The sequence below is a fragment of the Kribbella sp. NPDC049227 genome (assembly GCF_043197265.1).
Classification (GTDB): Bacteria; Actinomycetota; Actinomycetes; order Propionibacteriales; family Kribbellaceae; genus Kribbella.
The window spans coordinates 1,251,953-1,270,129 of record NZ_JBICST010000001.1; the positions used below are offsets into that span (position 1 = coordinate 1,251,953).

13 protein-coding genes are annotated in these 18,177 nt (G+C 69.8%); 10 read left to right on the plus strand and 3 right to left on the minus strand.

Going from position 1 to position 18,177, the window contains the following annotated elements; translation table 11 throughout:
* Positions 1-8: 8 nt before the first annotated feature.
* Positions 9-2,102 (plus strand): molybdopterin-dependent oxidoreductase, encoded by a 2,094-nt coding sequence (locus ACGFH6_RS06285; protein ID WP_393380958.1) that lies wholly within the window; start codon positions 9-11, stop codon positions 2,100-2,102.
* Here the strand turns inward: ACGFH6_RS06285 and ACGFH6_RS06290 are convergent.
* Positions 2,099-3,112, minus strand: a complete 1,014-nt coding sequence (locus tag ACGFH6_RS06290) for a LacI family DNA-binding transcriptional regulator (protein WP_393380961.1) — start codon at positions 3,110-3,112, stop codon at positions 2,099-2,101. The genes ACGFH6_RS06285 and ACGFH6_RS06290 overlap by 4 nt on opposite strands.
* Before the next feature lie 473 nt (positions 3,113-3,585).
* Here ACGFH6_RS06290 and ACGFH6_RS06295 point away from each other — a divergent pair, with 473 nt between their 5' ends.
* From ACGFH6_RS06295 to ACGFH6_RS06325, 7 genes are all read left to right on the plus strand, one after another.
* The gene (locus tag ACGFH6_RS06295) at positions 3,586-4,335 is read left to right on the plus strand and encodes a sugar phosphate isomerase/epimerase family protein (RefSeq protein ID WP_393380964.1); all 750 of its coding nucleotides are present in this window, start codon (positions 3,586-3,588) and stop codon (positions 4,333-4,335) included.
* A gap of 76 nt (positions 4,336-4,411) precedes the next feature.
* Positions 4,412-5,509: a Gfo/Idh/MocA family protein gene (locus ACGFH6_RS06300; protein WP_393380966.1), complete on the plus strand. Its 1,098-nt coding sequence runs from the start codon at positions 4,412-4,414 to the stop codon at positions 5,507-5,509.
* A 10-nt stretch (positions 5,510-5,519) separates the two neighbouring features.
* Entirely contained in the window at positions 5,520-6,128 is a 609-nt protein-coding gene (locus ACGFH6_RS06305; RefSeq protein ID WP_393380969.1) for an SGNH/GDSL hydrolase family protein, read from the plus strand.
* A gap of 71 nt (positions 6,129-6,199) precedes the next feature.
* Positions 6,200-8,647, plus strand: coding sequence for a glycoside hydrolase family 2 protein (locus tag ACGFH6_RS06310; RefSeq protein ID WP_393380972.1), 2,448 nt, complete (start codon positions 6,200-6,202; stop codon positions 8,645-8,647).
* A 119-nt stretch (positions 8,648-8,766) separates the two neighbouring features.
* On the plus strand, positions 8,767-10,125 hold the full coding sequence (locus ACGFH6_RS06315; RefSeq protein ID WP_393380975.1) for an APC family permease: 1,359 nt from the start codon (positions 8,767-8,769) through the stop codon (positions 10,123-10,125).
* Positions 10,126-10,148: 23 nt separating this feature from the next.
* Positions 10,149-10,532 carry a hypothetical protein gene (locus ACGFH6_RS06320; RefSeq protein ID WP_393380977.1) on the plus strand — a complete coding sequence of 128 codons (384 nt, stop codon included), beginning with the start codon at positions 10,149-10,151 and terminating at the stop codon, positions 10,530-10,532.
* The gene (locus ACGFH6_RS06325; RefSeq protein WP_393380979.1) at positions 10,532-11,758 is read left to right on the plus strand and encodes a glutathionylspermidine synthase family protein; all 1,227 of its coding nucleotides are present in this window, start codon (positions 10,532-10,534) and stop codon (positions 11,756-11,758) included. The genes ACGFH6_RS06320 and ACGFH6_RS06325 overlap by 1 nt, the downstream gene beginning before the upstream one ends.
* A gap of 10 nt (positions 11,759-11,768) precedes the next feature.
* Here the strand turns inward: ACGFH6_RS06325 and ACGFH6_RS06330 are convergent, their stop codons facing one another.
* Both ACGFH6_RS06330 and ACGFH6_RS06335 read right to left on the minus strand, forming a co-directional pair.
* On the minus strand, positions 11,769-13,229 hold the full coding sequence (locus tag ACGFH6_RS06330) for an NAD-dependent succinate-semialdehyde dehydrogenase (protein ID WP_393380982.1): 1,461 nt from the start codon (positions 13,227-13,229) through the stop codon (positions 11,769-11,771).
* 200 nt (positions 13,230-13,429) lie between these two features.
* Positions 13,430-14,503 carry an MsnO8 family LLM class oxidoreductase gene (locus ACGFH6_RS06335; RefSeq protein WP_393380984.1) on the minus strand — a complete coding sequence of 358 codons (1,074 nt, stop codon included), beginning with the start codon at positions 14,501-14,503 and terminating at the stop codon, positions 13,430-13,432.
* Between the two features lie 411 nt (positions 14,504-14,914).
* Between ACGFH6_RS06335 and ACGFH6_RS06340 the strand changes: the two genes are divergently transcribed.
* Complete coding sequence (locus tag ACGFH6_RS06340; RefSeq protein ID WP_393380986.1) at positions 14,915-17,902, plus strand: type 2 lanthipeptide synthetase LanM family protein; 2,988 nt, start codon at positions 14,915-14,917, stop codon at positions 17,900-17,902.
* Positions 17,899-18,111, plus strand: a complete 213-nt coding sequence (locus tag ACGFH6_RS06345; protein ID WP_393380988.1) for a hypothetical protein — start codon at positions 17,899-17,901, stop codon at positions 18,109-18,111. The genes ACGFH6_RS06340 and ACGFH6_RS06345 overlap by 4 nt, the downstream gene beginning before the upstream one ends.
* Positions 18,112-18,177 lie beyond the last annotated feature (66 nt).

Genomic DNA, 18,177 nt, shown 5'->3' on the forward strand with positions numbered 1-18,177 from the left:
TTGGCTGGATGGCGACCACAGTACGGCGGACCTCCTGCAACCTGTGTGAAGCGATCTGCGGCGTGCTCGTGACGGTCGACGACGGCCGGGTCACCGACATCCGCGGCGACGAATCCGACCCGCTCTCCCGCGGCCACATCTGCCCGAAGGCCGTCGCGCTCCGCGATCTCCAGGAGGACCCCGACCGGCTGACCACGCCAGTACGACGTACGGCCGACGGCTGGCAGGAGATCGGGTGGGACGCGGCGTACGAGCTGGTCGTCGAGAAGCTGACCGAGATCCAGCGTGAGCACGGCCGGAACTCGGTCGGTGTCTACCTCGGCAATCCGAACGTGCACAGCCTGGGTGCGCTGACTCACCTGCCGACGATGATCCGGCAGCTCCGGACCCGCAACCGGTTCAGTGCCACGTCGATCGATCAGCTTCCGCACATGCTCGCGTCGTACCTGCTGTATGGACACCAGCTGATGGTCGCGGTGCCGGACATCGATCGGACGTCGTACCTGCTGATGCTCGGAGCCAATCCGCTCGCGTCGAACGGCAGCATGATGACCGCGCCGGGCTTCGGCCGTCGACTGAAGGACCTGCGTAAGCGCGGCGGCAGGGTCGTGGTGATCGACCCGCGCCGGACCGAGACGGCCGCGGTCGCCGACGAGCACCACTTCGTCCGGCCGGGGACCGACGCGGCGTTCCTGCTCGCGCTCATTCACCAGGTCATCGCCGACGGTCACGCGCGGCCGGCGTCGTACGTCGACGGGTTCGTGGCGGTCAAGGCAGCGGTCGCGCCGTGGACCCCGGAGCGGGCAGCCGCCGTCACCGGGATCGACGCGGACGTGATCCGGCGGATCGCGAGCGAGTTCGCGACCGCGGACCGGGCCGCCTGCTACGGGCGGGTCGGGGTGTCGACGCAACAGTTCGGCGCGATCTGCCAGTGGGCGATCCAGGTGCTCAACATCATCACCGGCAACCTCGACCGGCCGGGCGGGACGATGTTCCCGCGGCCGGCGGTGAACGCGCTACTCGGTCTGGGCCGTGGTCACCTGGGGCTGTGGAAGAGCCGGGTCCGCGGGCTGCCCGAGTTCGGCGGCGAGCTGCCGGTGTCGACGATGGCCGAGGAGATGCTGACGCCGGGCGACGGCAGGATCCGGGCGATGGTGACGGTCGCCGGCAACCCGGTGCTGTCCACTCCGAACGGCCGGCGCCTGGACGAGGCCCTCGACACGCTCGACTTCATGGTCGCGGTCGACCCCTACATCAACGAGACCACCCGGCACGCGGACGTGATCCTGCCGCCCGCGCCGCCGCTGGAGCGCGACCACTACGACGTGATCTTCCACCAACTCGCGGTCCGCAACACGGCCCGCTGGAACGACGCCGTACTGCCCAAGCCGCCCGAGGCCCGCCACGACTGGGAGATCTTCCGCGACCTCGGCCTGGCCTTGGTACGCCGTACGCCGTGGAGCCGGCGGAAGGTCGAGGTGATGGCGCGGCTGCGGATGTCGCCGCGACGGATCGTCGACCTCGGACTGCGGATCGGGCCGTACCGGCTGTCGCTGCGCAAGCTGCGGAAGTCGCCAGGCGGGGTCGACCTCGGACCGCTCCAGCCGGCGCTGCCCGGAGCACTCCGGGGCAAGAGCAAGCGGATCGACCTGGCCCAGTCGATGATCCTTGACGACCTGCCGCGCCTGGAGTCGCTGGTCGCGCTCGACGACGGCGGGCTGCTGCTGATCGGACGGCGGCATCTGCGCAACAACAACTCGTGGATGCACAACTCGGCCCGGTTGGTGAAGGGCCGGCCGCGGCACCAGCTGCTGATGAACCCGGCCGATCTGGCCGAGCGCGATCTGAAGGACGGCCAGCTGGTCACGGTGGCGTCGGCGGCCGGATCGGTCTCCGTGGAAGTTGCTTCGAGCAACGACATCATGCCGGGTGTGGTCAGCTTGCCGCACGGCTTCGGGCACGGCCGGCCGGGTGTCCGGCTCACGGTGGCGAGTCAGGTCGCGGGAGCGAGCGCGAACGACGTCACGGACGCGGGGCTGACCGACACCGTGGCCGGCACCGCCGCGGTCAACGGCGTACCGGTGACGGTGACGGCCGGCTAGACCGGCGGTGGGCCGGAGCTGTCGCGGACGATCAGCAAGGGTGTGGAGTACAGGTGCGCCTGTGGGCAGGCGCCGTTGAGCAGGTCGAGCAGCCGGTTGGTCACCTCGGCGCCGTACCCGATGATGTTGTGGCTCATCGCCGTCAACCGCGGATGCGTGATCCGGCACAGGGTCGAGTCGTCCCAGGCGACCAGGGTGACGTCCTCCGGTGAGCGCGACCCCAGGCCGTGCACGACGGCCAGACCGGCCACCGCCATCAGGTCGTTGTCGTAGATGATCGCGGTCGGCCGGTCCGCGGCGGCGAGCAGGTCGCGCGTCGCCGCGGCACCCTCGTCGGCGGAGAAGTCGGTGTGCACGACCCGGACGTCGAGGCCGAGCCGCCGGCCCGCCGTCGCGTACGCACGGTCGCGGATCCAGACATCGCCGTACTCCGGTGGTCCGGCGACGCGGGCGACCACGCGGTGACCGAGCGACGCGACATGGTCGAGCGCCGCGTTCATCGCCGCCGTACCGTCGGTCCAGACACACGGCATGCCGTCGGCCAGCTCCGGATCGGCGACCAGCACGGCCGGCAGCCCCAGCTTGCGGAGCAACGGGATGCGCGGATCGGCGACCCGCAGGTCGACCACGATCACGCCGTCGACCCGGCGTTCCGCGGCCCACTTCCGGTACGTCGCCAGCTCTTCGTCCAGGTCCGCCACCACCTGCAGGGCGAGCGCGTACGACTTCTGTGCGAGTACGGACTCCACGCCACCCACGAAGCCCATGTAGAACGGTTCCTCGGTCAGGGTCTTCGCGGTCCTCGCGAGCACGAGCCCGAACGTCTCGCTCCGCGCCGCGGACAGCTGGCGGGCGGCCCGGTTGGGCACCCACTCCAGCTCTTCCGCGACCTTCAGGACCCGCGCCCGGGTGGCCTCGGAGACGCCCGGCTGGTTGTTCAGCGCATACGACACCGCGCCTTGGGAGACGCCCGCGCGGCGGGCGATCTCCTTGATCGTGACTCGGGGCACAACGGCCTCCTCGAAGGGCGGCCGGACCGCTGACGGTCGGTCCGGAATCCTTCAGTGTGCGCCGCTTTCCACACCGTGTCATCACTCAGGCGCAGAGGGTGACTGTTTGATCAAATCCTCACCACCCACCCGACACCCGCCCCCTCCCCCACCTCAGTCACGCGAGCGGATAACCCCTGGTCTTGCGGGTTATCCGCTCGTATACGACCGGATAACCCGTAACGCGCGGGGATATCCGCTCGAGTGCCGGCGGGTGGGGGCGCGGGGACGGCGGGAGGGAGGGAGCGGGGGCTGTGCCGGAGGCTGGGGCGGGGGTGGGCGGGGGTGGGTTGGTGACCGCCCAGTGGTTGGGCGGAGGGTGGTGTGGGCGGGGCCGGGTGGGATACCGTTGCCGTCGTTACTTAACCGGTTCGGCAATCAAGTCGGCGAGGATCCCAGGGCAGCGGGTGAGCCGCCGGCGACGAGGAGAAACCATGGTCGCAGTGGACAACCTGTCCCTCCAGTTGTACACGGTCCGGGGCAAGCTCGAGGAGGACTTCGACGCCACCCTGGCCCACATCGCGCAGATCGGCTACACCAAGGTCGAGCCCTTCGGTGTGACGAACTTCGCGGACCGCCTGGCCGAGGCGCTGCCCAAGTACGGACTGACGGCACCCACCACGCACGCCGGCCTGCTCCGCGACGAGAGCGGCCCGATCTATGCCGCGGCGAAGCGGCTCGGCATCACCACCGTGATCGACCCGCACACCGACCCGGCCCGCTGGCAGGCGGCCGACGACATCAAGGCCATCGCCGAGGGCCTGAACAAGGCCGCGGTCGAGGCCGCCGACCACGGCATCACGGTCGGCTACCACAACCACCAGTTCGAGCTCGAGTCGAAGATCGACGGCGTGCACGGGCTGGAGATCCTCGCGGACAACCTGTCCGACGAGGTGATCCTCGAGGTGGACACCTACTGGGCCGCCGTCGGTGGCGCCGATGTCACGGCACTGCTGGCCAAGCTCGGCGACCGGGTGAAGGCGATCCACGTCAAGGACGGCGACGGCACGCTGAACAACAAGGCCCAGGTGGCGGTCGGCGACGGCAGCATCGCGGTCCGGGAGATCCTGGCCGCCGCGCCGAACGCGCTGCGGGTGGTCGAGCTCGACGACTTCACCGGCGAGATCTTCGACGCGGTGGAAGGCAGCTACAAGTTCCTCACGGGAGAGGGCGCGCCTGCATGAAGGAGCGAAGCGAGTTCATCATCAAACACAGTGTGTCTCGTGCCTCATCGGCGCCCGGAGCGAAGCGAGGACGACGATGACTTCTGTCGGAGTTGGTGTGATCGGCGCCGGAGTGATCTCCGACGCCTATATCAAGAGCATGCAGAGCTTCCCCGACCTGAAGGTGCACGCCATCGGCGACCTTCGGCCGGAGGCGGCGAAGGAGAAGGCCGAGCAGTACGGCATCGAGACCCACGGCGGTCCCGAGGCGGTGCTGAACCACCCGGACGTCGAGATCGTGGTCAACCTGACCATCCCGATCGCGCACGTCGAGGTGGCGCTGGCAGCGGTTGCCGCGGGCAAGCACGTGTGGAGCGAGAAGCCGTTCTCGCTGGACCAGGACAGCGGCCTGAAGCTGCTGGCGACGGCGCAGGACGCGGGCGTGCGGCTGGGCTGTGCACCCGACACCATCCTGGGTCCGGGCCTGCAGGAGTCTCGCCGCATCATCGAGCGTGGTGACATCGGGCAGCCGCTGACCGCGCTGACCCTGATGCAGTCGCCCGGCCCGGAGTCCTGGCACCCGAATCCGGCGTTCCTCTTCCAGGAGGGCGCGGGCCCGCTGTGGGACATCGGCCCGTACTACCTGACGACGCTGGTGCAGCTGTTCGGTCCGGTCGCGGCGGTCGCCGGGCTCGGCTCGAAGTCGCGGGAGAAGCGCACGATCGGCTCCGGTCCGCTGGCCGGCACCGACTTCGACGTGACCGTGCCGACGCACGTCAGCACGATCGCGCGGTTCGAGTCGGGGCAGTCGTCGCAGAGCATCTTCAGCTTCGACTCGCCGCTGTCGCGGGGCGGGTTCGTCGAGATCACCGGCGCTGACGCGACTCTCGCCGTACCGGACCCGAACGGGTTCGACGGTGCGATCAAGATCCGCCGCCGGGGCAGTGACGACTGGGAGACCATCGCGGAGACCAAGGCGGTGGCGCAGCGGGGCACCGGCGTCCTCGAGATGGCGCGGGCGATCCGGGCCGACCGGCCGCACCGCGCGACCGGGGCGCTGGCGTTCCACATCGTCGACGTGATGGCCTCCATCACCGAGTCGATCGACACCGGTGCGTTCGTCGACGTGAACAGTACGGTCGAGGTCGCGGCGATCCTGCCGGACGACTGGGACGTCACCGCGGCGACCCTGTGAGTCCGGCACTGTGACCACGATCCTTCTCGATCCCCGGCGGACCGTCGTGTTCGCCGGGGACTCGGTCACCGACTGCGGCCGCCGTACCGACCCGGACGGGCTCGGCGGCGGCTATGTGCGCAACCTGTACGACGACCTCGGCCCACGCCGGCCGCGGATCGTCAACGTCGGCATCAGCGGCAACCGGGCCGCCGACCTGGTCGGCCGCTGGTCCGCCGATGTGCTGGCCCACGATCCCTCGCTGGTGTCGATCATGATCGGCATCAACGACACCTGGCGGCGGTACGACAAGAACGACCCGACGACGGCCGAGTCGTTCGAGACGTCGTACCGGGCGTTGCTGGATCCGCTCACCTGCCCGGTCGTGCTGGTCGAGCCGTTCCTGATGCCGGTGAAGGACGGGCAGGAGGACTGGCGGGAGGACCTCGACCCCAAGCTCGACGTCGTCCGCAAGCTCGCCGTCGAGTACGGCGCCATCCTGGTGCCGGCCGACGTGGAGCTGAACCGCCAGGCCAGGACCGTCGGCGCGGCGACCCTGGCGCACGACGGCGTGCACCCGTCCACCGCCGGGCATCGCGCCATCGCCGACCTGTGGCGCAAGACCGTCCTCGAAGACTGAGACCACCGCTCCCCATTCCCTGGGGAGCGGTTTTTCAACGGAACTAAACCGGTTCACTTTGGAGAGCTGCTGTGACATCGCTCAAGACAGTCCCGCTGACCACTGAAGGCGGCGTCGCCTGGACCGTGCGCGCGGCCGCCGGGCCGGTGCCCGAGGGGATCCGCACGCCGGTCGCCGCCACCGTCCCGGGCGAGGTGCACACCGACCTCCTGGCCGCCGGACTCATCCCGGATCCGTTCGACGGCGACAACGAGGGCGAGCTGGCCTGGATCGGCCGGACCGACTGGAGCTACCGGACCACCTTCGACTGGGCGGCCGACGGCCACGCGGTCCAGGAGTTGGTGGCCGACGGGCTGGACACCGCGGCGACCGTGACGCTGAACGGGACCGAGCTGGGCAGGACCTGCAACCAGCACCGGGGCTACCGGTTCGATGTCACCGGACTGCTGGTGGCCGAGGGCAACGAGCTGGTCATCGACTTCGCCGGGCCGGTGCGGACGGCCGAGGAGCTGGCCGAATCGCTCGGACTGTGGCCGCACACCAACCACCATCCGTACAACGCGATCCGCAAGATGGCCAGCAACTTCGGCTGGGACTGGGGACCGGATGTCGCGACGGCCGGCATCTGGCGACCGATCCGGCTGGAGTCGTGGTCGGACGTCCGGATCGACTCGGTCCGCCCGTTGGCCGGGCTCGACGGCGACCGCGGCGTACTGACCACGCACGTCGCGCTGGCCTGGGCGGACGGCGCGACCGAAGGCGCGACCGTCACCGTCGAGGTCGGCGGGACGACCGTCTCGGAGAAGGTTGCCGCTGGCACCGGAACCGTGGAGCTCAGCTCGATCGTCGAATCGGTCGCCGCGTGGTGGCCGCGGGGCTACGGCCAGCAGCCGCTGTACGACGTGGCGGTGGCACTGGACGACCGGGACGGCTGGCACGGTCGGGTCGGCTTCCGGACCATCACGTTGAACGTTGCCCCGGACAAGGATGGTGGGCCGTTCATCCTGTCCGTGAACGACAAGCCGATCTTTGTGCGTGGCGCCAACTGGATCCCCGACGACGCGTTCGTCACCCGGCTGACCAGGGCGACGTACGAAACCAGCCTGCAGGACGCGGTGGACGCGGGCATGAACCTGCTGCGGGTCTGGGGCGGCGGGATCTACGAGAGCGAAGACTTCTACGACATCTGTGACGAGCAGGGCCTCCTGGTCTGGCAGGACTTCCTGTTCGCGTGCGCGGCATACTCCGAGGACGAGCCGATGCGCAGCGAGGTGGAGGCCGAGGCGCGGCAGGCGGTGACCCGGCTCAGCCGGCACGCCAGCCTCGCGGTGTGGAACGGCAACAACGAGAACATCTGGGGGTACGTCGAGTGGGGCTGGCGGGCGCCGCTCGCCGGGCGCGCGTGGGGTGAGGGGTACTACTTCGACCTGCTGCCCGGGATCGTCGCCGAGCTCGATCCGCGAACGCCATACTCGCAGGGCAGCCCGTACTCGTACGACCACTTCATCCACCCGAACGACGAGCGCAACGGGACCATGCACATCTGGGATGTGTGGAACCAGGTGGACTACACGACGTACCGCAAGTACAAGCCGCGGTTCGTGTCGGAGTTCGGCTTCCAGGGGCCGCCGGCCTGGTCGACACTGGTCTCGGTGGTGCACGACGAGCCGATGGATCCGTACGGCCGGCAGATGCTCGTGCACCAGAAGGCGTTCGAGGGCAACCTCAAGCTGGAGCGGGGGCTCGGTGAACACCTGCCGAAGTGGAAAGACATCGACGACTGGCACTGGACGACGCAGCTCAACCAGGCACGGGCGATCATCTTCGGTATCGAGCACTTCCGCAGCCTGTTCCCGCTGAACACCGGCGCCATCGTGTGGCAGCTGAACGACAACTGGCCGGTCGTCTCGTGGGCAGCGGTCGACGGGCACGGCATCCGCAAGCCGCTGTGGTTCGCCTTGAAGCGCGTGTACGCCGAACGCCTGCTGACCGTCCAGCCGCGGGACAACGAACTGGTCGTTGCCGCACACAACGACTCCGACGTTGCGTGGAGCACTGAGGTCACGGTCACCCGGAGGTCGACCGGCCTCGGCAGCGAGGTGCTGGCGCGGGAGACATTCGTGCTCGAGGTCGAGCCGCGGTCGGCGACGCTCAGCTCGCTGCCCGCATCGGTCGGCGTACCGGGTGATGCTGCCGGTGAGTACCTCGAGGTGCGCGGCGGCGACGGGTCGACGGCGTACTGGTACTTCGTCGAGGACACCGCGCTGCGGCTGTCCGGGGACGCGTACGCGGCCTCGGTCACCCCGACCGAGGACGGGTACGACGTGACCGTCACGGCTGCCGCGCTGGCGAAGGACCTGGCCTTGTTCCCGGACCGGCTGGACCCGGCCGCGCGGGTGGACTCGTGCCTGGTCACGCTGTCCGCGGGCGAGAGCCACACCTTCCACGTGACGGGTGCGGCTGCGCCGGCACAGGTGGGCGTACCGGTGCTGCGGTCCGCGAACGATCTGGTGAGCTGACACCTTGACCAAGGCGGGGCGGAACCATCACTCGGGGTGACATCCCTGGTTCCGCCCCGACCGGGGAGTGATGGGCCTGCGCGGTGTGAGCTTGTGGGCGTGCGACAGTTGATGTCGCCATGACCATCACAGACTCGCGATCACGCGGCCGGAGCCTGCGCAAGGATGCCCTGGGCCTCAGCTCGTCCACCGCGATCGGCATCGCTTCGACCGCTCCGGCGTACTCGCTGGCTGTCTCGGTCGGCCTGCTCGCGGGGTACGTCGGTGCCGCGGCACCCGTGGTCCTCGCGGTGAGCGCGATCCCGGTGTTCCTGGTCGTGCTGTGCTTCCGCGAGCTCAACCGGACCGAACCGGACTGCGGTACGACGTTCCCCTGGACGGAGAAGGCGTTCGGCATCGGCGTCGGGCGAATGGTCGGCTGGACCACCGTGATGGCGTGCCTGCTGGTGATGAGCAACCTCGCGCAGGTCGCTGCCGTCTACACCTACCTGCTGTTCGGTCTGGACGGCGCCGCCGACTCCCGCCTCGCCAAGGCCGGGCTGGGCGTCGTGTTCATCCTGCTGATGGCGGTGCTCGCGTACCGCGGCATCCGGATCGCCGCGACCACCCAGTTCATCTTGCTGACGATCGAAGTACTCGCGCTGCTCTGGTTCGCCGTCAACGCGTTCATCGAGGCCGGCACGGTGAGCATCCCGGCGTTCTCGGAGACCGGCGACGGGTCCTGGGTCGCCGCGGTCCTGGTCGCGATCTTCGTCTACTGGGGCTGGGACTCCTCGTTCAGCACCAACGAGGAGACCCGCGACCCCGGCCGCACTCCCGCGATCGCCGCCCTCGTCGCGAACGGCTTCCTGGTCGTCCTGTACGTCGTGGTCGCGTGGGCCGCGATCGCGTACGCCGGGTCCGCCGCGCTCGGGGACATCGCGGACGACGACTTCTTCGCCGTACTGTCCAACGAGCTGCTCGGGACCGCCGGCGGGAAGCTCTTGGTCGCCGCGGTCCTGGTGTCGGCGCTGGCGTCGACGCAGACGACGATCCTGCCGACCGCACGGACGATGCTGTCGATGGCCCGGCGGGACGCGTTCCCGGGCCAGTTCGCCCGGATCTCCTCCCGCTACCAGACGCCGACCGTGTCGACCTGGGTGTTCGCGGGAACCAGCGTGGTCGTGTATGCGTCCCTCGTATTGACGTCGGACGACGTACTGGCCGATTCCGTCGCTGCTGTGTCCCTGCTGGTGTCGCTGTACTACCTGGCGACAGCGGCCGCGGTACCGGTGTACTTCGCCGGGCAGTGGAGCGGGCGCATACTGCAACGGGTGGTCGTGCCGGTAGTGGCGGCCGCGTCGTTCGTGGGGGTGCTGGTGCTGTCGGTGATCGACGTGGGCGCCGGTCCCCTGATCGTCGTCGCGGTGGTGCTGGTGATCGGGGCGGCGATCATGTTCTCGATGAAGCCACCGGCCGAGGGGGAAGGCAGGCAGTGACACAACGCCAGACCAGGAGGCGGATGCGCAGCGCGGGCGTCACGCTCGGGCTCACCGCGCTGGTGGCCGCGTCGCTGACCGGATGCTCCAACAACAACCAGCCCGACTACGCCGCGATCTGCGTCGATCCGCAGACCCAGACCCGGTCCGACGACGAGAACTGCAAGGACGACCGCGAGTACCACGGCTCCGGCGCCGGATTCTTCTGGTTCTACATGGCCACCCGCGGCGGCGGCCTGGTGCCGCCGATCGGCGGCCGCTACAACGCCGCCCAGGGCACCTACACGATCCCGCGGACGGGATCACCGACGATCAAGCGGGGCGGCGTCGACAAGAAGGGCGGCGACATCGGCACCATCACCCGCGGCGGGTTCGGCAAGTCCGGCAAGGGGAGCTCTGGCGGCTGATGTGGCGGCACCTGATCAAGCCCCGGCCCGACTGGCAGGACACGGTGATCGAGCAGGGACTGGTCTTCCCGATGACCGACATGCCCGACGGCAGCCAGCGCCCGTACTGGAACGAGAGCGCCTGGTACGAGGTGACGATGGACGAGGTGCTGCACCTCGAGCGCGTCACCGAGGAGCTGTACGAGATGTGCAAGCACGCGGCGTCGGTGATGGCGTCGGGTGATCGGTTCTCGGATGCCCAGCTCGGTCTTGCCTCGGGCACGCTCCCGCTGGTGCGGGAGTCGCTGAAGCGCGACGACCTGTCGGCGTACGCACGGTTCGATCTGGCCTGGAGCGGGGTCGAACCGAAGATGCTGGAGATCAACGGGGACACCCCGACCGGACTGCTGGAGTCGGCGGTGATCCAGTGGAACTGGCTGGAGGACGTCTTCCCGGACGCGGACCAGTGGAACTCGGTGCACGACCGGCTGGTGAAGTGGTGGGGCGAGCAGCTGGCGGCCGGGCGATTCCCCGGCCGGGAGGCGCACTTCTTCAACTCCGGCGCGGAGACCACCGGCGAGGAGGCGATGACGGTCGCGTACCTGCGCGACACCGCCGCGATGGCCGGACTGGCGACGTACGGACATGAGATCGAGGACGTCGGCTGGGACGAGGCACGGCGCGCGTTCGTCGACTGGGGCGGCCGGCCGATCCGGACCGCGTTCAAGCTGTACCCGTGGGAGGACATGCTCGACGACCAGTTCGGACGGTACATCCTGGCCGGGCTGGAAACCGAGCCGGTGCGCTGGATCGAGCCGATCTGGAAGACGATGCTGTCCACCAAGGCGATCCTGCCGGTGCTGTGGGAGCTGTACCCGGACCACCCGAACCTGCTCCCGGCGTACTTCGGTGATCCGGGCGATCTGCTCGAGTGGGTGGCGAAACCGCTGCACGGCCGCGAGGGCAGCAACATCGTCATCCACACCATCGCCGACACCGAGGACCACGTCCACGACGGTCCGTACGACACCTCGACGATGGTCTACCAGGAGTGGCACCCGCTCCCGTCGTACGAGGGCAACCGGGCGGTGATCGGGAGCTGGATCGTCGACGGGGTCGCGGCCGGGATGATGGTGCGCGAGTCGGACGGGCCGATCACGGACTACTTCGCCCGGTTCGTCCCGCACGCGATCGGGACCAGCCCGCGACCGGACGACGAGACCGTCCAGCGCTGGCTGGCCGAATAACCCACTCGGGTCAGTCCAGGTTGACCGCGACGTACTTGATCTCCAGGTATTCGTCGATGCCGACGGTGCCGCCCTCGCGGCCGAGGCCGGACTGTTTCACCCCGCCGAACGGTGCCGCGGGGTTGGAGACGATGCCCTGGTTGAGGCCGATCATGCCGGTCTCGAGCTTCTCGGAGACGCGGAGCGCACGGGTGAGGTCGTTGGTGAACAGGTAGGAGACCAGCCCGTACTCCGTGTCGTTCGCCATCCGGACCGCCTCGTCCTCGGTGTCGAACGGGGTCAGTGGCGCGACCGGGCCGAAGATCTCCTCCTTCTGCAGCCGGGCGCTGTACGGTACGTCGGCCAGCACCGTCGGCTGGTAGAAGTATCCGTTGCCTTCAGCAACCGATCCGCCGGTGAGCGTCCGAGCGCCTTGAGCGACCGCGTCGTCGACCAGGTCCTTCACCTTGTCCCGCTGGGTCGCGTCGATCAGCGGGCCGACGTCGACGCCGTCCTCGGTGCCGCGGCCGACTTTCAGCGCGTCCATCCGCTGGGTCAGTCGAGTGGCGAACTCGTCCATCACCGGCGCCTGGACGTAGATCCGGTTGGCCGCCGTACAGGCCTCGCCGCCGTTGCGCATCTTGGCCAGCATCGCGCCGTCGACCGCCTTGTCCAGGTCGGCGTCGGCGAACACCAGCAGCGGCGCGTTGCCGCCGAGCTCCATGCTGGTCCGCAGCACCTGGCCGGCCGCCTGCTCGATCAGCTTCCGGCCGACCTGGGTCGAGCCGGTGAAGGACAGCTTGCGGGCGCGGCCGTCGCGGATCAGCGGCTCCATCACGCCACCGGCGTCGTGGGTGGTGATCACGTTGAGTACGCCGGCCGGCAGCCCGGCCTCGGTCATCAGTTCGGCCAGCTTCAGCATCGACAGCGGTGTCTGGCTGGCGGGCTTGATCACCATCGTGCAACCGGCCGCGACGGCAGGGCCGATCTTGCGTGCGCCCATCGCGGCCGGGAAGTTCCACGGAGTGACCAGCAGGCACGGCCCGACCGGTTGCCGCATCACCAGGAACCGGCCCTTGCCGTTCGGCGCGATCTGGTAGCCGCCCTCGATCCGGACCGCCTCCTCCGCGAACCAGCGGAAGAACTCGGCCGCGTACGCGATCTCGCCCTTCGACTCGGCAACCGGCTTGCCCATCTCGAGCGTCATCAGCAGCGCCAGCTCGTCGGCCCGCTCGGTCATCAGCTCATACGTACGCCGCAGGATCTCGCCGCGGTCGCGAGGCGGAGTGGCGGCCCACTCGGCCTGCGCGGCCACCGCGGCGTCCAGGGCCGCCAGTCCGTCCGCCGGACTCGCGTCGGCGACGTCGCAGATCGTCGTACCGGTGGCCGGGTCCTCGACCGCGAGGGACTTGCCGCCCTCGGCCGTCTGCCACTTGCCTCCGATGAACAGCTCGGTCGGACACGCCTCGACGACTTCCCGCTCCCGTGACATGAATCTGCCTTTCGCTAGGACGTATCTGATGGTCCCACGCCGTCGCGAGCAGGTGCTCGGTGCGGTGCATCGGCGTGCTGGAGTGGAGGCCTCGATGTGGTTTCATCGTGGCCTTTGCTCCAGTGCGGCGAGGTGCCGTGCCGAGTGCCGCGCAGTAGGCGTGGGGCCATCAGATACGTCCTGGGTCGGCAGGATCCAGACTAGGCGGTGGCGATGAGGGGTGGGGCGTGCCTGGGGACGGTCCGGATGGACTTGGTCAGGCCGGCGGCGATGGTCCGGAGGATGGCCGACCGGACCAGGCCGTCGAAAGCCAGCGGGACCAGCATGATCTCGTCGGCGCCGGTCTCGGCCGCGAGCGTCCCGAGCGCGGACACCACGGTCGCTCGCGAGCCGACGATGTGACCGGGGTCGTCCAGCAGCCGCTCGGCGCGGCCGCGTTCCCGTCCGGTCAGCGGTGGATCCAGCAGAGCCATCAGCTCGGCCGGAGTCGCCCGTGGCGATGCCGTCGCCAGCCGGGTCTTCACCCGGACGTAGTCGGCGAACCGGACGATGGCCGACTCCTCCGAGTCGGCGGCCACGACACCAACGGTCACAGCCATGTACGGCTTCACCGTCGGCCCACTCGACTCGAAGTGATCCCGGTACGCCGCCACCGCCGCAGGAGTCGGCGCGGCAGCGGAGTGATGCGCCAGGAACACCGGCAGCCCCCGTACCGCGGCCGTCGCGGCGGCACCCGGGTGGTCGGCCAGCACGAACACAGGAGGCGGCAGACCGGCCAGCGACAGCCGTACGTCGCCCACAGGTGCGCGGCCGGGCAGTCCGTCGCGCAGGAACCCGCAGAGCTCGTCCAGCCGCTGCGGGAAGGCATCACGGGCACTGCCGCCGAGTGCGGCCGCCGTACTGGGCACCAGGCCGTACTGCTGGCCGACGCCGAGATCGATGCGACTCGGGTACGCCGCTGCCAGTGCGGCGAACTGTTCGGCCACGACCAGCGGCTGATGGTTCGTGAGCAGGACCCCGCCGGCGCCGAGCCGGATCCGGTCCGTCCGTGCGGCCAGGACTGCCGCGAGTACCGCCGGTGCCGCGCTGCCGACGCCTCGGACGCCGTGCTGCTCCCCCACCCAGAACCGGCGATACCCGAGGTCATCGGCAGCCTGTGCCACCTCCGCGGTCTCCCGGAGTGCGGCCGCAGCCGACTGACCGGGCAGCTGCGGTACGACGTCCAGCACCGAATGGGCTGAGACGGGCAGTCCGGGAGTGACAGGGGCAAGCACGTGTTCACCGTGGCAGGGCCGGCCCGATCGCACATGGGTGCGCGACCCCCATGTTCGGACCGCGCGGCACCCATCTGTCCGTGCCCGCCGGCGATCCCGAAATTGGGTAGACGGAGGTCTTGCCGGACCCCAGGACGTGGGGGCATCGTTCCGGGCGTTCCTTCCAGATTTCGCGGACAGAGGAGGCCGAAGACGAGTGCAGACACCTAGCTGGGAGCCGTAGCGCTCCCTACCTGAGCCGGCTGTCCTTCCACCAGAGGCCGACCGGCCGGGCGCTGCTGCCGCGGGGTGGTCAACCCCCAGTCGTCACCCCGCGGCAGGTGCTGCCCCACGCCCGGACCACCAGCTCCCAGGAAATATGGGGGCCGGATACCCATGCCCCGAGCGGGTGGGCAATGGCAGCCTGTCCGCGTGCTCAACTCAGCGACCGCCGGGCCTGCCCGGACCGACCAGCGCACAGCCTGGTGGTCCGCGGGGATGCGCCCGCACGAGCTGGCCCAGACCGCACCGGCCTGGGCCGAGTACGTGGAGCGCAGTACCTCCACCCAGACCGCGCCTGCCGCCGGTCGAGGCCCCGCAGGGACCGGCGCCGCAGCCAGCCACACGTCAGGTGGGGCAGGCGGGGCGTCGGGTGGGCCTGACACCGACTGGCGGCAGGCGCTTATGCGCTGCCTGGAGCCACTACTCTCCGCGGCCCGCCGCGATCTCGCGGTGGCCGGCCACACCGGCGTACTGGCCGAGCAGTTCCTGCAGCGGCTCGGGTTGCGACTGGTCAAGCTGGCGTCGCGGACGCTGGTGCTGGAGCTCGCTCGGGCCCGGGACCGCGGTGAGCTGGCCGGTGACACCCCGGCCGAACGTTTTCTGGACTTCACCCACCGGCTCGTTGGAGGGAGCGAGCTGGCGGACTTCCTGGCCGCATACCCGGTGCTGGCCAGGGTCCTGGGCGAGTCGTGCCGGCAAGGCGTCGAGGGACACCTCGAACTGCTGGCACGGCTCGCCGAGGACCGTGAGTCGCTCGTCACCGGACTGCTGGACGGCCGTGATCCCGGCGCGCTGACCGCCATCGACCCCGGTGGCGATCCCCACCGCGGCGGCCGGTCCACCGCAACCCTCACCTTCGCCGACGGACGGCGGGTGGTCTACAAGCCCCGGCCGCTCGACCTGCACCGGCACTTCAACGAGTTCGTCGCCTGGCTGAACGGCAAGACCGGTCTGGGCATCCGCACGGTCGATCTGCTGGCCCGCCGCGGCTACGGCTGGCTGGAGTACGTCGTACCCGAGCCCTGTCAGGACCTGGCCGAGGTACGCCGCTTCTACCAGCGGCAAGGCGCTCTGCTGGCACTGCTGTACGTGCTGGACGGCACCGACATGCACTACGAGAACCTGATCGCCGTCGGCGACCAACCGGTGCTCGTGGACGTCGAGACCCTGTTTCATCCGAGCCACCTACCGGCCGGCACACTCAGCCAGGACCCGGCGTACCGGACGCTGCTCAGCTCGGTCTACCGCACAGCGCTGCTACCGCTTCTGGTCGCCGGCGAGCACGGCGTCGCGGACATGTCCGGCCTCGGCGGCGACGCGGACGCGACTGCGCCTTCCAGCGTCGTCGACTGGGCGGACGCCGGACTGGACTCCATGCACCTCATCAGGCGTCCCGGCAAGACGCCCGGCGCTGCCAACCGGCCACATCTCGACGGCGCCGTGATGGAGCCACGGGATCACGAGATCGCCGTCCTGACAGGGTTCCGGGCTGCGTACGAGGCGATCGCCTGGCACCGCGACGAGCTGATCGGTCCGGACGGTCTGGTACGCCGTTGCGCGCAGGACCGGATCCGGTTCGTGCCGCGGAACACCAGTCTCTACACGGGTTTGCTGGACGAGGCGACGCACCCCGACGCGTTGCGGAACGCCGCAGGTCGCAGTCAGTTGCTGGATCTGCTGTGGGACGCCGACGAGTCACTGCGCGACGTGGTGCCGTACGAACTGGCTGACATGTGGGCGGGCGACGTACCGCTCTTCACAGCACGGCCGGACAGCCGCGACCTGTGGGCGTCCGACGGCACGCGCATCCCCGACATCCTTGCCACCGAAGGGCTCGCCGCGGTCGAGGCGAAGATCGCCGGGCTCAACGACATCGACGAGCACCGGCAGAAGTGGCTGATCTCAGCGTCCCTCGCCACCCGGCCGGAGCCGATCGTGCACGCCAGTACCGCCGGCCGGCGCGGCGTCGGCGCCACCGAGGCGGATCCCGGCTGCCTGCTGGCGGCTGCCACCGACATCGCCGACGAGATCGTGGCGCAGGTGATCAGCGAACGCGGCGGTGCCGCCAACTGGCTCGGCCTCGAACTGCTCGACGACCATCACTGGGCCATCCGCCCAATGGGCGCAGGGCTTTCCAACGGCTACACCGGTACGGCGCTGTTCCTCGCACAGGTCGGTGTGCTGACCGGAGCCAGCAAGTACTGCGAACTGGCGCGTGACGCGATCCGCCCGATCCCCATGGTGCTGGAGAGTCTGTCCGCGGACCTGGAGACGGCTCAGCTCGTCGGACCGGGGCTGCACGGCCTCGGCGGGATCAGCTACGGCCTCCACCGGCTCAGCACGTTGCTCGACGACTCCGAGCTCACCAGTTGGTTGCACGCGGCCCTGGAACTGACCGAACGACTCAAGCCCGAGCCGACCGAGTTCCCGACGTACGCCGAGGGTGCGGCGGGTGGACTCGCCGCCATGCAAGCGATTGAAGGCATCCCGGCCGCGGCCGACCTGGCCAAGCGGTACGCCGACGAACTGGTCGCCGCTGTGGATCAAGGGCTGCGTGGCGGCCTGGCCGCTCCGGACCATGGGTTCACCCGCGGCTACCAGGGCATCGCCTGGACTCTCGGGCAGTACGGCGTACCTGGCGACAGGTACACGGATGCCGCGCGTACGGCGGCCGACCTGGACCGGCGGACCCGGTCCGGCGGCCATGGATGGTGCTCCGGTGACGCCGGGACCGCGTTGGCCCGGCTGGCGGCCGGAGTACCCGCGGACCTCGACGCCTACCTGAGGACCGCAACTGAACGTCCGGTGCTCGCAGACCTCAGTCTGTGTCACGGCGAGCTCGGCGCGGTGGAGCCACTGGTGTGGCTCGCCGAACGCGAACACCCAGCTGTTGAGGCGGTCCGGCGACGCCGGGCCGGGCTGGTGCTCGCAGCAGTACAGCAGTACGGCCCACAGTGCGGGACACCCCGTGCCGTTCCGTCACCAGGCTTGCTGACCGGCCTGGCGGGCATCGGCTACGGCTTGCTCCGGCTGGCGTTCTCCGAACGCGTCCCGTCCGTCCTGCTGCTCGAACCATCCACCGGGTCGAAGCGCCCATCACAGCGCGGACGCCCCACAGCGACAGGGGAAACAGCATGACCGCCCAGCACCACGAAGACGACATCCGCGACGCCCAGCTCGAGCGCCCGGACTCCACCGACCCACTCGGCCCGATCACTCTGCCGAAGCGCGTCCACGTCGGTGCCCGCGCGATGGCACTGGTGGGCACCGTAGGGATGAGCGCGTTCGCCATCGCGGCGGTCGCCAACGCCGGGGCGTTCAGCACCTGGCCCACGATCGAAGCCTGAGCCTGCCAGCAAGCGCTTGATCGGCGGAGTCGCCCGGTCACCCGAGGGTGCCCGGCCGGCCCCGCC

Excerpts from the sequence above, each read along its gene's own strand:
- ACGFH6_RS06285 (WP_393380958.1), top strand. The coding sequence starts at position 9 with ATGGCGACCACAGTACGGCGGACCTCCTGCAACCTGTGTGAAGCGATC.
- ACGFH6_RS06295 (WP_393380964.1), top strand. The coding sequence starts at position 3,586 with ATGGTCGCAGTGGACAACCTGTCCCTCCAGTTGTACACGGTCCGGGGC.
- ACGFH6_RS06300 (WP_393380966.1), top strand. The coding sequence starts at position 4,412 with ATGACTTCTGTCGGAGTTGGTGTGATCGGCGCCGGAGTGATCTCCGAC.
- ACGFH6_RS06315 (WP_393380975.1), top strand. The coding sequence starts at position 8,767 with ATGACCATCACAGACTCGCGATCACGCGGCCGGAGCCTGCGCAAGGAT.
- ACGFH6_RS06320 (WP_393380977.1), top strand. The coding sequence starts at position 10,149 with ATGCGCAGCGCGGGCGTCACGCTCGGGCTCACCGCGCTGGTGGCCGCG.
- ACGFH6_RS06325 (WP_393380979.1), top strand. The coding sequence starts at position 10,532 with ATGTGGCGGCACCTGATCAAGCCCCGGCCCGACTGGCAGGACACGGTG.
- ACGFH6_RS06330 (WP_393380982.1), bottom strand. The coding sequence starts at position 13,229 with ATGTCACGGGAGCGGGAAGTCGTCGAGGCGTGTCCGACCGAGCTGTTC.
- ACGFH6_RS06345 (WP_393380988.1), top strand. The coding sequence starts at position 17,899 with ATGACCGCCCAGCACCACGAAGACGACATCCGCGACGCCCAGCTCGAG.